This is a genomic window from Arthrobacter sp. 10N410, from assembly GCF_056394945.1.
The window spans coordinates 163294-176720 of sequence record NZ_JBFTIP010000004.1; the positions used below are offsets into that span (position 1 = coordinate 163294).

Genomic DNA, 13427 nt, shown 5'->3' on the forward strand with positions numbered 1-13427 from the left:
CCGCGGGGCGGCTGAGAGCCCCGGTCACGCGTCGATCTTGGTGAGCGGGGCGTACCGCAGCAGGAGCCGCTTCTCGCCGACGCCGAACTTCACCTTCGCGACGGTCTTGTCCCCCGCGCCCTCGACGGCCAGTACGGTGCCGTTGCCGAAGCTGGTGTGGTTGACCTTGTCCCCCACGCTGACGGCGACGATCTCTTTCTGCGGCTGCACCCGGTTCTTGGCGATGGCCGCGGGGACGTCCGCGTTGAAGCCTGCCGCGGAGTCCGCGCCGGCGCCCCGGGCGGTGCCGGCGCCCCAGAAGGACCCGCCGTAGCGGCTGGAACCGATCGATCCGCCGCTCCCCCAGCTGCTGGCCTGGCGGGTGGAGCCTTCCCGCTTCCACTCGACCAGCTCGGCCGGGATTTCCTCGATGAACTGGCTGGCGGGGTTGTACTGGCTCTGTCCCCACATGCTGCGGACCTCGGAGCGGGTCAGGTAGAGCCGTTTCCGGGCCCGGGTCAGTCCCACGTAGGCGAGCCGGCGTTCCTCGGCCAGTTCCTTGGGGTCGGTGGCGGAGCGCTGGTGCGGGAACAGTCCGTGTTCCATGCCGGTCAGGAACACCACCGGGAACTCAAGGCCCTTGGCGGTGTGCAAGGTCATCAGGGTGACGACGCCGAGCCGCTTGGCTTCGGCGACCGCAGCGTCAATATCCGCCCCGGGGGCGTCCGGGATCTGGTCGGCGTCGGCCACGAGGGAGACCTGCTCCAGGAAGGCGCCGAGGGACCCTTCCGGGTTGTCGCGCTCGTATTCGCGGACGACGGCGACGAGCTCGGCGAGGTTCTCCACCCGGGATTCGTCCTGCGGGTCGGTGCTGGAGCGAAGGGTGGCGAGGTAGCCGGTCTGCTCAAGGACGGCTTCCAGGGCAGCGGCGGCACCGGAGCCGGAGGCCACCTCGGCCAGGTCGTCGAGGAGCTTGACGAAGCCCAGCACGGCGTTCACGGAGCGGGTGGCCATGCCGGGTGCTTCCTCGGCGCGGCGGGCGGCGGCCATGAAGGAGGTCCGGTCGCGCTGCGCCAGCGATGCCACGGCGCCCTCGGCCCGGTCGCCGATGCCGCGCTTGGGCTCGTTGAGGATGCGGCGCAGGTTGACGTCGTCGTCGGGGTTTACCAGAACGCGCAAGTAGGCGAGGGCGTCCTTGATCTCCTTGCGCTCGTAGAAGCGGGTGCCGCCGACCACCTTGTAGGGCAGCCCAACGCGCACCAGGACGTCTTCGATGGACCGGGACTGGGCGTTGGTGCGGTAGAAGATCGCGACGTCGCCGGGGCGTAGGTTGCCCTCGTCCTGCAGCCGGTCGATTTCCTTGGCGATGAACTGGGCCTCGTCGTGCTCGTTCTCGCCCACGTAGCCGACAATCTTCTCGCCGTCGCCCTCGGCCGTCCAGAGCCGTTTCTCCGGCCGGTTGGGGTTCCGGGAGATCACCGAGTTGGCGGCGCTGAGGATGGTCTGGGTGGAGCGGTAGTTCTGTTCGAGCTTGATAGTCCGGGCGTCCGGGTAGTCCTTCTCGAACTCCACGATGTTGCGGATGTCCGCGCCGCGGAAGGCGTAGATGGACTGGTCCGAGTCGCCGACGACCGTGAGTTCGGCCGCGCCGGGGCCCTCGCCGACGATCTCGCGCACCAGGGCGTACTGGGCGTGGTTGGTGTCCTGGTACTCGTCCACGAGCACGTGCCGGAAGCGGCGCCGGTACGAGTCGGCGAGCGCCGGGAAGGCCCGGAACATGTAGACGGTTTCGGCGATCAGGTCATCGAAGTCCATCGCGTTGGCCTGGCGCAGGCGCTGCGTGTAGCCCTTGAAGACTTCGGCGACGGCCTGTTCGAAGGGGTCGCTGTAGTTCGCGCTGGAGGCGTAGCTGTCCGCGTCGATCAGCTCGTTCTTGAGCGCGGAGATCTTGTGCTGGATGGCCTTGGGCGCGAAGCGCTTGGGGTCCAGGTCCAGGTTCTTGGCCACGAGCGTAATCAGGCGGAGCGAATCTGCGGAGTCGTAGATGGAGAAGTTGGAGTTCAGGCCGACGTTGGCCGCTTCGCGCCGCAGGATCCGGACGCAGGAGGAGTGGAAGGTGGAGATCCACATGGTCTTGGCCCGGCCGCCGACCAGGAGCTCGATCCGCTCGCGCATCTCCGCGGCTGCCTTGTTGGTGAAGGTGATGGCCAGGATCTCGCCGTGGTGCGCCCGCCGGGTGGCGATCAGGTAGGCGATGCGGTTGCTGAGCACACGGGTCTTGCCGGAACCTGCGCCGGCGACGATCAGCAGCGCGCTCCCCGCGTGTTTGACTGCTTCCTCCTGCTGCGGGTTCAGTCCCTGCAGCAGCTCTTCCGCGTTCGGCAGCTGGGGGCGGTCCGAGTCCTCACCGTTACCAGCGCCGCTTCCGCCGTGGGCCCCGAAAGCGGGTGACCTCAGGTCCGGCATTCCGGTTCCGGTCCCCGGGTTTCCGGACGCTTTGGCCGGCGCGGCCGGATGCGAGGCAGCTTGGAAGGGTCCGTCGGCGTAGGGGTCAAACAACATATCCATGGTGTTAACAAGTCTAGGCGGTGCCACTGACGGCACCGTCCGCGGCTCCCGGTCCACCTCCGGACATGCCCCTCGCCTGCGCCCAGCAGTGGACATATGCCCATTGTGTCCATGCCTGAACGCGACGAATGAGCATGTCCATTCCTCACCTACGTCCCGGTATGAGCATGTCCATTCCTCACCGACGTCCCGATTGAGCATGTCCAGTCCTCACCGACGTCCCGATTGAGCATGTCCCTCTGCCGCAGGTGTCAGGATCGAGCAGGCCCCGCCGGCGCCGTCAGGAATGGGCATGCCCCTCCGCCGCCGCCGGCACGGTCCCCGTCGCCTGGTCCACCGAGGGACATGCCCCCTGCCTGCGCCCAGCAGTGGACATATGCCCATTGTGTCCATGCCTGAACGCGAGGAATGAGCATGTCCATTCCTCACCGACGTCCCGATTGAGCATGTCCATCGTGTGTTATCGGGAGTGGGCACGTCCCTTCCGGCCGAGCGTGCGCCGGTGCGCCCTACCCGACGGAGCCTGACTCGAGCGCCGCCCGCAGCTGCCGCACCGCCGTCGTGCCTCCGGCCACGAACCACTCAAGTCCGTTGACGCGCACGACGTCGGTGGCGCCGCCGGCGGCCAGCACGATCGCCTGGCCCGGCAGCCAGTCCCACTCCGGGGAGCTGTGCTGGAACCAGCAGTCCAGTTCGCCGTCGGCCACCCGGCCGAGGTCGCACGAACCCGAACCGAACATCCGCAGCGCCGCCGCCGAGGTTGCCGCGGCGTGCCACGGCATGGCGCACATCGGGTCGGCCAGCCAGGTGGGATGGATGTAGGTGGCGGCGCCAAGCTCGGCGAGCGGCGTCTCCGCGCGGCCCATGCCACCTGCGTCGCGGGGCCGAAAACTCGTCAGCGCCTCACCGTTGAGGGTTGCCTTCCGGGCGGTGCCGCCGAGCCAGAGCTTGTCTTCCTCCGGCTGGAAGATGGCGCCGAGCAGTGGGCCGGAGGAATCCTTGAGCGCGATCGCGGAGCACCAGTAGCTTGAGCCGTGCAGGAAGTTGTAGGTTCCGTCGACCGGGTCGACCACCCAGGTCCGGCCGCTGCTGCCCCGCTCGGAGGCACCTTCTTCGCCGAGGACGCCGTCGTCGGGCCGGCAGCGCTGCAGCTGTTCGAGCACGTAGGCTTCCGCGGCGTGGTCCGCGGCGGTCACGACGTCGGAGACGGACGTTTTCCGCTGCCCCTCCAGTCCTGCCTGCCGCATCAGCAGCGCCAGATTGCCGGCCTCCCGCACCAAGGCCTCGGCGAGCTGGTAGTCGTCCAGTTCGGGGCTGAGTTCCGCGGTGCTGTGCCGGCCGAGCCGGTGCCTGACAAGTTCGTTGCTGCCTGATTCGCTCACGCGTTCAGCCTATCGGGCGCCCGGAGGTGCTGAACAGGCAGACCGGGTTGACGGTAGCCCTGCCTGCGACCGGCCGGTGTGGCGCCGGCGAGGGGCGATAATGGAGCCATGGCCAAGACACCCGCCCAGCGGATCAAGAAGCACGGCGCGAGCGCGGCCGTCCCCCAGCACCATCTGCCCGCGGTGATCAATCCCAGCACCACCCGGACCCCACAGAAGGCCCAGAGCAATAGCAGCCTGATCCTGATTGCGGGCGTCGTGGCGAGCCTGTTCCTGTTCTGGTACGTCCACCTGCTGACCCTGAACCAGCTCACCCAGCTCAGCGGCGGCCTACCGATGCCCGACTCGCTGCTCGGCGGCTTTGACCGGGGCTTTGTGGAGCAGCTGCGCTCGGCCATGGACGGGGACGCCCGCGGACAGCTCAACTATGTGCACAAGACGGCAGGGACACTGTTTCCGCTGATCTTCGGATTCACCTGGTTGCTGCTGATCGGCACGAACGTGGCTCGGAAACCGCTCCGTTGGGCGCTGTGGGCAGTGCCGCTGCTGTTCGCGGGTGTGCGGCTGTGGGGAAACGCGGCAATTGACGCCATGATGGCCGCTGACACGCTCGACGGCGGCCAGGTTGCTTTGGCGTCGGGACTCACCGTTGCTGGCTGGGTACTTCTTGTGCTGAGCCTTGTGGTCGGCGCCGCGGCAGTGTTCCTGGGCCGGAAGACCCCTGCCGCACGGCCCGATGCTTCGGGTTCCGCCCAGGCCTAACGGATCGGGATCCCGGGCCGGGTAATCCGCGGCTTCGCGGCTCTGCGGCCCCGATGGACATGCCCACTCTTGGCCGCGACCGATGAGCATAATCCCTAAATGTCCACCGCTCGGCGCCTGCTGTGGACATGCCCGCCCTCCCCGCCGGACCACGTACGTCAGCGCCGCCGGACATGCCCACTCTTGGCCGCGACCGATGAGCATAATCCCTATATGTCCACCGCACGGCGCCTGCTGTGGACATGCCCGCCCTCCCCGCCGGACCACGTACGTCAGCGCCGCCGGACATGCCCACTCTTGGCCGCGACCGATGAGCATAATCCCTATATGTCCACCGCACGACGCCCGCAGTGGACATGCCCGACCTGCCCGCCGGACCTAGAACGTTGAGCCCTCGGGACAGGCCCACTGTTCGACGCCGGCGGTGGACATGCCCCGGAAGCAGGAGTCAGCTGCGGTCGAAACCCGTGACGCGAAGCAGCCAGGACCATAGCGAGTCCCGGCCCAGTTCGGCCTTCATAAGCTCCCGGGCTTGTTGCGCACGGTGACGCGCCCCTGACGATTCGAACCGATTCGCAGCCTTAAGGATCCAGAGCCGAGCTTCTGCTTTATTCCCCAGAGCCAACTGTGACCGGCCAAGCAGGAGGCACGCTTCTCCAGACCTCTGAGGCGACAGGTTGTCTTCCAAGCTATGCAGATCGTCCAGCAATTCGATGGTGGCGACGGGGTCACCAGCGAGAAAACTCCAATGTGCTCGGTTCAATCTGAGCAGCAGGTGATCATTGGAGCTGCCGCCAATGACTTCAGTCGCCAGTTCCGCTCGCTCGATACAGCGCAGGGTGTCTGCATCGGCCACCTCTGCTGCCAAACGCATGGCCGCCGAGGCCTTATTAAACTTGGCCCAGACGTCCAAATTTCTAGCAGGGGAAAAAGTCGACGCCGCAAGTTCGTGATATCTAAGCCCTTCCTCCACCCTGTCGGATAGGAATGCCACGTTTCCGATTACCCAAAACGCCTTACCGGCCAGCTGCTCGTCGACATCATCGGAGATCACACTCGCAAGGTCACGACATTCCGTCCAAGCCTCATCGAGTTTTCCGCAGTCCGCCAACGCGGCAATCAAAGCTTGGCGGGCCTTGACATTCACGTCAATGTCCGCCTCGTCGGTGGAGAGATGCACCGCAGCCCGGGCCGCTTCAGCGGCATCTTCCAGAAGCCCTGCACCCTGCCAAGCCTTAGAAAGAAGGATATTGGCACGCGCGCTGGCCTGAACGGCGGGAGGACCCTGCGGGTTGGCCAAGAGCTCGAGGGCCAAGTGCGCGCACTCATCGAAATTCCCCGTCTCCATGAGGCTCTCAGCTTGAAAGAACTTCATCGCCCAGCTGGCGACGGGGTCGCCGTCTTCACCAGCAATAAGCGCGGCCTCCTTGGCGCTCTGTGCGGCCGCGTTGAACTCATGGTTGTCGCGGTAGTGCCGCGCGCGAAGCTCTGCCGCGACGTATGCCGATGAGGCAACCTTTTCAAGCATGTCTCAAGTATCCGTCGCCGGAGCGGCTAAAACGAGCAACACACTCGACTACCTGCACTTTGAGGCGCAGGAGCCGCGCACAAATAGCACAGGTTTTACACAACCCTTCAAATCGTTATGAGACGGCGTGTCGGCAGCCCATATACTAAATCCGCACCACTTGAGTCACATCTGCCTCTTACGTAACAGGAGATCCAAATGAAGAAGACCCTCGCAACACTCCTCGTCGCCGGAGCCTTGGCCGCAGCGGGCCTTTCGGCTTCGGCAGCAGTTTCCGCCAACGGGGGCAACTCCAGCAGCACGGTTGTGGCCGCGCCGGAGTGGTGGCCGAACTCCACCCCGAAGAACTAACGGAGTCAGCAACCGCAAAGGGCGGGAGTCGGATTCACCTCCAACTTCCGCCCTTTGTCATGCCAGTCAACAAGCCAGCCGTCCAGCCGCCGTCGTCCGCCACTCCGGCACGCCCGCGCCACTCCGGCACGCCCGCGCCACTGCGTGGCTACTGCGAAACCGAGCTGTCCTGGCTGATGAGCGCCTCAACGGCCTCGGCGGGCGCCGGGCGCCCGAAGTAGTAGCCCTGGCCGCTGGCGCAACCCAGCCGGACCAGCTCGTCGGCCTGTTCGGCGGTCTCAATCCCCTCAGCCACGGCCTTGAGCCCGCACGCATGGATCAGATGCAGCACAGCTTCGACAAAGCCGCCCTGTTCCGCATCCGTCCCGAGCCCGTCGATCAGGCTCTTGTCGATCTTGACCACATTCACGGGCAGCTTGCGCAGGTAGCTGATGGAAGAGTAGCCGGTGCCAAAGTCGTCGATCTCGAGCTGTACCCCCAGCTGCCGTAACCCGCTCAGGGAGTACTTGTCCACGTCGCCGCCGGTCACGGCCATGGACTCGGTCAGTTCGATGATGAGGTTCGCGGCATCCACACCCGTCTCGCGGAGGATGTCCTGGACGTGTTCGATGAGCTCGAGGTTCTGCAGCTCGGTGGTGGAGATGTTGACCCGGACGGAGAACTCGCTGTCCAGCGCCAGCCGGTCCTGCCAGTCCCGGAGCTGCCGGACCGCGTTGCGCAGCACCCAGTGCCCCAGCTCCACGATCATCCCAGTCTCCTCCGCCAGCGGAATGAACTGGTCCGGCATCAGGAGCCCGCGCTCCGGGTGGTTCCAGCGGACCAGCGCCTCGACGCCCTCGATCCGCCCGGTGGCGAGCTCCACCACCGGCTGGTAATGCAGCGTCAGCTGATCCTCGAGGATCGCCTCGCGCATCTCCGTGACCATCAGGCTCTGCAGCCTGCGGGCGTACAACAGCGCCGGTTCGAAGACCTTGATCCCGCTGTGCGGCTGCGCCTTCGCGGCGTACATGGCTGTGTCGGCTTCCATCACCAGGTCATCGGCGGACTGGCCCGGTTCGGCGACGCGGACGCCAATGCTGGTGCCGCACGTGACCCGCAGGTCGCCGATCTCCAGGCTCTCACTGAGCGCCTTCAGGATCCGGTTGGCTACCCGCCGGGCCCGCACGAGGTTGGATTTAGGCAGCATGACGGCGAATTCGTCCCCGCCCAGCCTCGCCACGGTATCGGTGACCCGGACCGCGTCCTGGAGACGCCGGGCAATCACGCGCAGGACATCGTCCCCCGCGCTGTGTCCTAGCGTGTCATTGATGCCCTTGAAGGAATCAAGGTCAAGAATCAGCAGGGCAGGCGGCATCTCGCCACGGGACGTCTCCGCCAGCGCGTGGCTGAGCACCGAGTTCAGCGCCGTCCGGTTGGCCAGCTGGGTCAACGGATCGGTCAGCGCCATACGCTCGAGCTCAACCTGGGCCTGGCGCAACATGGCGGTCCGGCTCTCGACCCGCTCCTCGAGCTCCTGGTAAATGGTCTGCAGGTCATCGGCCATCAGGTTGATGCCCGCGATGACGGCGGCGACGTCGTCGCGCGCACCGGAATGAGGAATCCGGGTACTTAGGTCTCCGCTGGCAATCCGGACAATGCCCTCCACGAGCGCATGGAGCCGGGGGTCTGGAACATCACTTTTCACTCGTATAAGGCCTTAACCACTTGAGGGCTTCTATCCGCGAAAGGAAGAACTCCGCCGGGATCGTTTCGGTTCTTGAGCGCAGCAGGTAATGCGCAATGACACGGTCCACGGGGCTCTCGCCCACCAGTGCGAACGCCGACGCCGCGATGGAACCGGCGTAGACCTGGCGCGCTTCCACGCTGACGCCGACGACGCCGGAGATGACCAGCAGCACCGGAACCCTCTCGCCGCCGGCGAGCATCCGGACTGTTTCACCGGCCACCCGCGCTTCCGGACCCTCGATCTCCTGGTTCGGCGGGAGCGCGACTTCAATGATGCCGTCCTCGAGCAGCCGGACGCCGATGACGGGCTCCGCGGAGGCTTCCGTCGCGGGAATGACCGGCTCGGCCAGCCCCAAGTCCGCCAGGCCGAGCTCTGCCCGGGACCCGGACGACGACGGCGTCCCGGCGTCGGGTGCGTCAATGACTGCCGGCGGTTCCTCGGGGATTTGCCCGTCCGGGGCAACGGGGGCTTCGACTGTCATCGGATGGCAATCCGACGGACAGAGGCCAGCCGCGAAGGGACACTGGTGGGGTCGCCGAAAGAAGTCGCTGCCAGGCGCGGCGCAACCAGCTGATCAGACATGTGCCCCCACAGACTACAAAGTCGGCAATTCGGCGTGCGCTGGACCCGTTCTCCCGCACGAGGCACCGGAACATTCCGGCGAATGCCCTCATGATAGTGCAAGTGGCCGTATATATGAGACATAAGACACCCCCGCGACACAGAATCGCCGAAAGCCCCACAGTTGCGCGGGCGCGGCAATTCCATAATTACCGGGCGAAGTATTCGCGAATACTCGACAGCGAGCTTGAGCCGCTGTATCCGAGATCGGCGGGGCCGGCATGGACGGCGTCGTCGGGCGAAAAAATGCTAACCCCGAGGGTGCCGCCTTTCACGTCCTTGAGGCTGTCCAGCAGGGCCGGCATGGCCCGCCCCAACGTCTGGGTGAGCGCTGCCTTGTCCGCACTTTCACCGACCAGTTTCACCGTGATGAATTTGCCGGAGGTGTTGACGTTGGCGTCGGCCTGGACGGCGGTCACGCCCGGGACGGACTTTCCGGCTTTCTGCAGGGCGGCCTCCAGCTGATCCGGCTCGGAGGGTCCGCCCAGGCCGCAGGCCGCCAGTGTTGCCGCGAGAATGCCCATGATCAGTGCTCCTGCAATGGGGTGGAATAGCTTCTTCATCGATAACTTCCGCTATGGTTCGGCGTCGGGCTGCTCACGCTCATTGCTTGCGCGAGATGCTCGAAACGGTGGAGCTGACCTGGCCGGGGTCCGTGGTCAGGAACTGCTGGGTCGACTCCCTTTGAGCGTAGTCGGCGATCGGTCCCTGGTGCTCAAGGCTGCCGGTGGACTTCACGTACTCGCCGCCGTCGTGGTAGCCGATCCCGGCAACGCCGGGCGCCACGGCGGGGTTGGGCAGTGTGACCTTGACCGCGCCGTTGTCCTGGCTGGCCGAAACACTTCCGTCCTGTCCCACCGTGAGGTCCCCGAGGTCGACTTTGGGGACTGGATCACCCGCGTGCTGCAATGCAAGAACGTCGATGCGGGCCGGTATCGGCGCAGAGTCCACCGGGGAGCCAAATGTCAAGACGTTCGTCACATTGAACCGGTTGGTGAACGAATTGTCCGACGCCAGGGCGGCGGCAATCATGCCGCCCTGCGAATGGCCGGACAGCATCACGGGCGCCCCGTCCGGGATACCTGCGTTTTCCATGGCCAGGCGGACCGCCTGGGACGCCGTGGACAAGTTGCCGCCGGCCAGCTCCAGGTTGCCCGTCAGGTCGGTGGCGTTGGCAGCGCCGTCGGGGTACCAACGGGTGGTTCCGGGGATGCTCACGATGTAGGCGTCCGGTTCCCCGGGCTTGTGGATCGTGGTGATGCGGACGGCAGCGTCGGGTGTCGCAGGTTTGCCTTCGTCACCGTAGGCGGCATTGGTGGTCTGCAGGATCGCACTGATGGTCGAGGGCACCGGGGTGTTGAATCGGCCGTCTTTGTCCGTCCCGGCCGGTTCTCCGACCGGAACCGGGAGCGGCTCGCCAGCCACCGGCCGACCATCGTCGAGCAGATGCGGGTTGTAGGTACCCACGCTCAGCGCGGTGGCGGCCAGGGAGAGGACTCCGGCCCTGAGCAGGACGCCGTTCGATGCGAGTTCGGTGAGCGAAGGGGGCTCGCCGGTGCTCAGCCACCGCATTCCCATGTCTCCATAGTGGCCGACTTGGTCCAGCACGTTGGACTGGGCATCCATCAGGTTCCTGACCGGCAGGGGCGCGCCGTCCTGGAGCCAGTTCCAGCCGAAGTCGCTCGCGGCTCCCACCGTGCTGAGGACCTTGCCGCCCTGGTTCCAGAGATCCCCTGCCGTGTCGGCAACGCCGCCCGCCAGCCGGTCGAGTCCCAGTCGGTGGAAAAGGGAGCCGCCGGCCCCGGCACCGCCCGCATCGCCGGAACCGCCGCCGTGACCGCCGCCGGAAAGGCCGCCGGAAAGGCCGCCGGCCCCGGCGCCGTGGTTGCTGGCTTCGAGCTGCTCTTCGACGTTGCGCCGCACTGCGCCCGACGCCGCCTTGAGCGCGTTTCCCGCCCCGGTCAGCCGCTGCCGGTGCCCGGCCCATTCATCCTTGAACCGCTGGCCGTCTTGGCCGGCCCAGGGGGCGGCGGCAATGGCGGGGGTCAGGCTGGCGCTCAGCGCCAGCAGCCGCTCGCCGGCCCGGTCCAGTTCTTCGCTGAGCCGGCGTCCGGACTCCACATCCATTCCGTGCAGGCTCATCGTTGCGCCGCCTGACCCGCGGAACCGGCGAGGAACTCGCGCGCTCCGAGCAGCCGCCAGAACAGTTCCCTGGCCACATCCCCCGGCGGAACATCCACCATCACGAGGGAACGGCCGCCGTCGTCGCCGCTGGTCCGCAGCGAATAGAGCTTTTCCGACAGGTGCCAGAGATCCGCGGCGCGGAAGGCAGGCGCGGTCCCGGGCGGAGCCGCCACCACGTCCAGGTGCACGGTGCAGCGCGGGGCCAGGACGGCGTCCTTCACGTCCTGCTGCAGCTCGGCGCTGCCAACGGCCTGAAGCTGCTGCGGGCTGACCGGCGTGCGGGCGCCGTCCAGGCCGCGGGCGCCGTCCAGGCCGCGGTCGCTGCCTGGGCCGGCCTGGAGCTCCGTGAAGCCCGGAAGAATCCGTCGCACGGCGGACCAGGCGTGCTGCTCCTCGAACAGGGCCACCTCGACGACGTCCTGGATCCCGGTCACGGCCGTCCCCGCGTCCGTGGTCCGGATCCGCCGCCGGTAGGAGACGGCGATTCCGCGCCCGCCAGCCAGCCCCAGGTGGGTGTGCGCGGAGTGCTCCCCGGTTCGGGCCACGACAGTGACCCGGATCGGGGCACTGACGGCAATCAGCACCGCCAGCAGCCATTGATCCGGCATCGTGCCGTCCGGATCGACAATGCCTGCCTCGCGAAGTTCCGCGTCGAGGCGCCGAGTGTCCGCCGGCTCCAGCGAGCCCAGCGCCAGGGCGGTTGAGGACTGCTGGTAGGCAGCAAAGTCGATCTCCGGTTCGGCGGCAAGTGCCCTCAGCGCCCTGTCAACGGCGACCGCCCAGGCCAGCCCGCTGATCTCAAAAATGCTGAGATCAGGATCCCCAATACTATGCAGCACGATTCCCCCAAATAGTTCAGACCGTGCGCTTACCCTACTGGCTAGGCGCGACCGGCGGGATGGGGAGAACTCCCCTGCACGCGCGCACGCTTCCGCACAACGAGCTCCTGCCGGACGCGCTGCGCGACGACCAGTCCCAGTGCCGCCGTGCCAATCGTGATGGGATACCCCATCAGCCGTTCCAGCGTGCCGGGTTCCGGAACCCGCATCCCGGTCGCTCCGCCGGCGATGAGCGCGGCCAGGGCGACCGCGCCGCAGGCAAGGATGAACCAGCCCAGCGGTGTCTGTTTGCGCCAGAGCCAGCCGACCAGCAGGAGGGCCAGACCTCCCGCGGCGAAGTACATGAGCGCTCCGGCCACGTGCCAGCCGGAGCCGGCGTCTTCCGGCACCAGTCCCACGATCACGGTTCCGGCGCCCGCGGTGATGCTGAGCGAGCGGGCGGCAAACGCCGCGGCCGACGGCGACCGCCGGCCCGGGGCCACGGCGAGCCTGGTTCCGGCCCGGGCGGCAACACCGATCACGGCCGAGCTGAGCAGCAGCGCCCCGACCATCATGCCAATCCCCTGCACCACGAACGAGGCATTCATCAGCAGGTGCGCCGGCGAGCAGACGTCGCGGCCGGAGAATTCGCCGCAGCCAAGGGCGCCGAGATCGCTGATGTAGCCGGTGCGCCGGCTGTACGGCTCCCGACCCGCCCAGGCGCCGATCACCGCCGCTTCGGCGACGAAATACTGCAGCACGCTCAATTTCGCGAGCGCGCCGAGATAAAACCGGGCGGAGGCCACGTCGGGGATGTAGATGAGCTCCCGGGAAACCGTCGGGGCAGAGGCTGTCATGCCAAGAGCGTAGTACGCGCCCCCACCTTGTATGCTTGTATCCGTGTCCCGACGGGCCGGCCGAAGGCCGCCCGCCTGTTCGCCCGCCCTCGTAGCTCAGTGGATAGAGCACGGCTCTCCTAAAGCCGGTGTCGTTGGTTCGATTCCAATCGAGGGCACTTGGACTCCCAGACGCCGGGCGCCGGCCCGGAACTTGACCAGCCCGCTGAGCCGCGCTTTGAACTGCGCGCCTACCTGCTGGGCAACTGGAGCGTGGACCGCACCATGCTGGACCGGGCCACCGGCAGCCGCGGCACCTTTAACGGCGTCGTCCGTTTCACTGAAACCGACGACGGCGGCCTCCGCTTCCGCGAAGAAGGCACCGTGCAGTGGAACCCGGCCGGCGGTGCACCCTTTACCGGCCCGGCAAGCCGCGAGTATCTGCTCAAGCCGTCGGCAACACCAGCGACGATGGACATGTTCTTCCCCGACGGCCGCCCTTTCCACCGCATCGGCTTCGGCGGGCAGGACAACCGGGACCAGCATTGGTGCGATCCCGACACGTACCGGGTCGGGTACACCAAGCTCGGTCCGGATGACTTCCGCTACCGCTGGGATGTCACGGGTCCGGCCAAGGATCTGCTGCTCGAATCCGTGCTGCACCGAGCGGCC

11 protein-coding genes, 1 tRNA gene and 1 pseudogene are annotated in these 13427 nt (G+C 66.9%); 4 read left to right on the plus strand and 9 right to left on the minus strand.

Going from position 1 to position 13427, the window contains the following annotated elements:
- Nucleotides 1–24: 24 nt before the first annotated feature.
- Both pcrA and AC1DB8_RS11775 read right to left on the minus strand, forming a co-directional pair.
- Nucleotides 25–2547 carry a DNA helicase PcrA gene (gene pcrA / locus AC1DB8_RS11770; RefSeq protein WP_476893128.1) on the minus strand — a complete coding sequence of 841 codons (2523 nt, stop codon included), beginning with the start codon at nt 2545–2547 and terminating at the stop codon, nt 25–27.
- Between the two features lie 509 nt (nt 2548–3056).
- Nucleotides 3057–3929, minus strand: a complete 873-nt coding sequence (locus AC1DB8_RS11775; protein WP_476893129.1) for an inositol monophosphatase family protein — start codon at nt 3927–3929, stop codon at nt 3057–3059.
- Nucleotides 3930–4037: 108 nt separating this feature from the next.
- Between AC1DB8_RS11775 and AC1DB8_RS11780 the strand changes: the two genes are divergently transcribed.
- A complete protein-coding gene (locus AC1DB8_RS11780; protein WP_476893130.1) occupies nt 4038–4691 on the plus strand; it encodes a hypothetical protein in 654 nt (217 codons plus the stop codon).
- 448 nt (nt 4692–5139) lie between these two features.
- Here AC1DB8_RS11780 and AC1DB8_RS11785 read toward each other — a convergent pair whose 3' ends face one another.
- A complete protein-coding gene (locus AC1DB8_RS11785; protein WP_476893131.1) occupies nt 5140–6219 on the minus strand; it encodes a hypothetical protein in 1080 nt (359 codons plus the stop codon).
- A 198-nt stretch (nt 6220–6417) separates the two neighbouring features.
- On the opposite strand from AC1DB8_RS11785, the gene AC1DB8_RS11790 reads away from it, so the two are divergent.
- Nucleotides 6418–6570: a hypothetical protein gene (locus AC1DB8_RS11790; protein ID WP_476893132.1), complete on the plus strand. Its 153-nt coding sequence runs from the start codon at nt 6418–6420 to the stop codon at nt 6568–6570.
- Nucleotides 6571–6718: 148 nt separating this feature from the next.
- Here AC1DB8_RS11790 and AC1DB8_RS11795 read toward each other — a convergent pair whose 3' ends face one another.
- From AC1DB8_RS11795 to AC1DB8_RS11820, 6 genes are all read right to left on the minus strand, one after another.
- On the minus strand, nt 6719–8254 hold the full coding sequence (locus tag AC1DB8_RS11795; protein ID WP_476893133.1) for a putative bifunctional diguanylate cyclase/phosphodiesterase: 1536 nt from the start codon (nt 8252–8254) through the stop codon (nt 6719–6721).
- Nucleotides 8244–8777, minus strand: a complete 534-nt coding sequence (locus AC1DB8_RS11800; protein ID WP_476893134.1) for a DUF7793 family protein — start codon at nt 8775–8777, stop codon at nt 8244–8246. The genes AC1DB8_RS11795 and AC1DB8_RS11800 overlap by 11 nt, the downstream gene beginning before the upstream one ends.
- 289 nt (nt 8778–9066) lie before the next feature.
- Nucleotides 9067–9480 carry a hypothetical protein gene (locus tag AC1DB8_RS11805; RefSeq protein ID WP_476893135.1) on the minus strand — a complete coding sequence of 138 codons (414 nt, stop codon included), beginning with the start codon at nt 9478–9480 and terminating at the stop codon, nt 9067–9069.
- A 40-nt stretch (nt 9481–9520) separates the two neighbouring features.
- A complete protein-coding gene (locus AC1DB8_RS11810) occupies nt 9521–11059 on the minus strand; it encodes a PGAP1-like alpha/beta domain-containing protein (RefSeq protein ID WP_476893136.1) in 1539 nt (512 codons plus the stop codon).
- The gene (locus tag AC1DB8_RS11815) at nt 11056–11940 is read right to left on the minus strand and encodes a hypothetical protein (protein ID WP_476893137.1); all 885 of its coding nucleotides are present in this window, start codon (nt 11938–11940) and stop codon (nt 11056–11058) included. Before AC1DB8_RS11815 ends, AC1DB8_RS11810 begins: the two co-directional genes overlap by 4 nt.
- A 41-nt stretch (nt 11941–11981) precedes the next feature.
- Nucleotides 11982–12776: a DUF998 domain-containing protein gene (locus AC1DB8_RS11820; RefSeq protein WP_476893138.1), complete on the minus strand. Its 795-nt coding sequence runs from the start codon at nt 12774–12776 to the stop codon at nt 11982–11984.
- 85 nt (nt 12777–12861) lie between these two features.
- Here AC1DB8_RS11820 and AC1DB8_RS11825 point away from each other — a divergent pair.
- Nucleotides 12862–12934, plus strand: a tRNA-Arg gene (locus AC1DB8_RS11825).
- 1 nt (nt 12935) lies between these two features.
- Nucleotides 12936–13409, plus strand: a pseudogene (locus AC1DB8_RS11830) (DUF6314 family protein); the annotation flags it as partial.
- Nucleotides 13410–13427 lie beyond the last annotated feature (18 nt).

Bases quoted from the DNA above. Each gene is read 5' to 3' on its own strand.
- AC1DB8_RS11820 (WP_476893138.1), bottom strand. From the start codon at position 12,776: ATGACAGCCTCTGCCCCGACGGTTTCCCGGGAGCTCATCTACATCCCC.
- AC1DB8_RS11805 (WP_476893135.1), bottom strand. From the start codon at position 9,480: ATGAAGAAGCTATTCCACCCCATTGCAGGAGCACTGATCATGGGCATT.
- AC1DB8_RS11780 (WP_476893130.1), top strand. From the start codon at position 4,038: ATGGCCAAGACACCCGCCCAGCGGATCAAGAAGCACGGCGCGAGCGCG.
- pcrA (WP_476893128.1), bottom strand. From the start codon at position 2,547: ATGGATATGTTGTTTGACCCCTACGCCGACGGACCCTTCCAAGCTGCC.
- AC1DB8_RS11785 (WP_476893131.1), bottom strand. From the start codon at position 6,219: ATGCTTGAAAAGGTTGCCTCATCGGCATACGTCGCGGCAGAGCTTCGC.
- AC1DB8_RS11790 (WP_476893132.1), top strand. From the start codon at position 6,418: ATGAAGAAGACCCTCGCAACACTCCTCGTCGCCGGAGCCTTGGCCGCA.
- AC1DB8_RS11810 (WP_476893136.1), bottom strand. From the start codon at position 11,059: ATGAGCCTGCACGGAATGGATGTGGAGTCCGGACGCCGGCTCAGCGAA.
- AC1DB8_RS11800 (WP_476893134.1), bottom strand. From the start codon at position 8,777: ATGACAGTCGAAGCCCCCGTTGCCCCGGACGGGCAAATCCCCGAGGAA.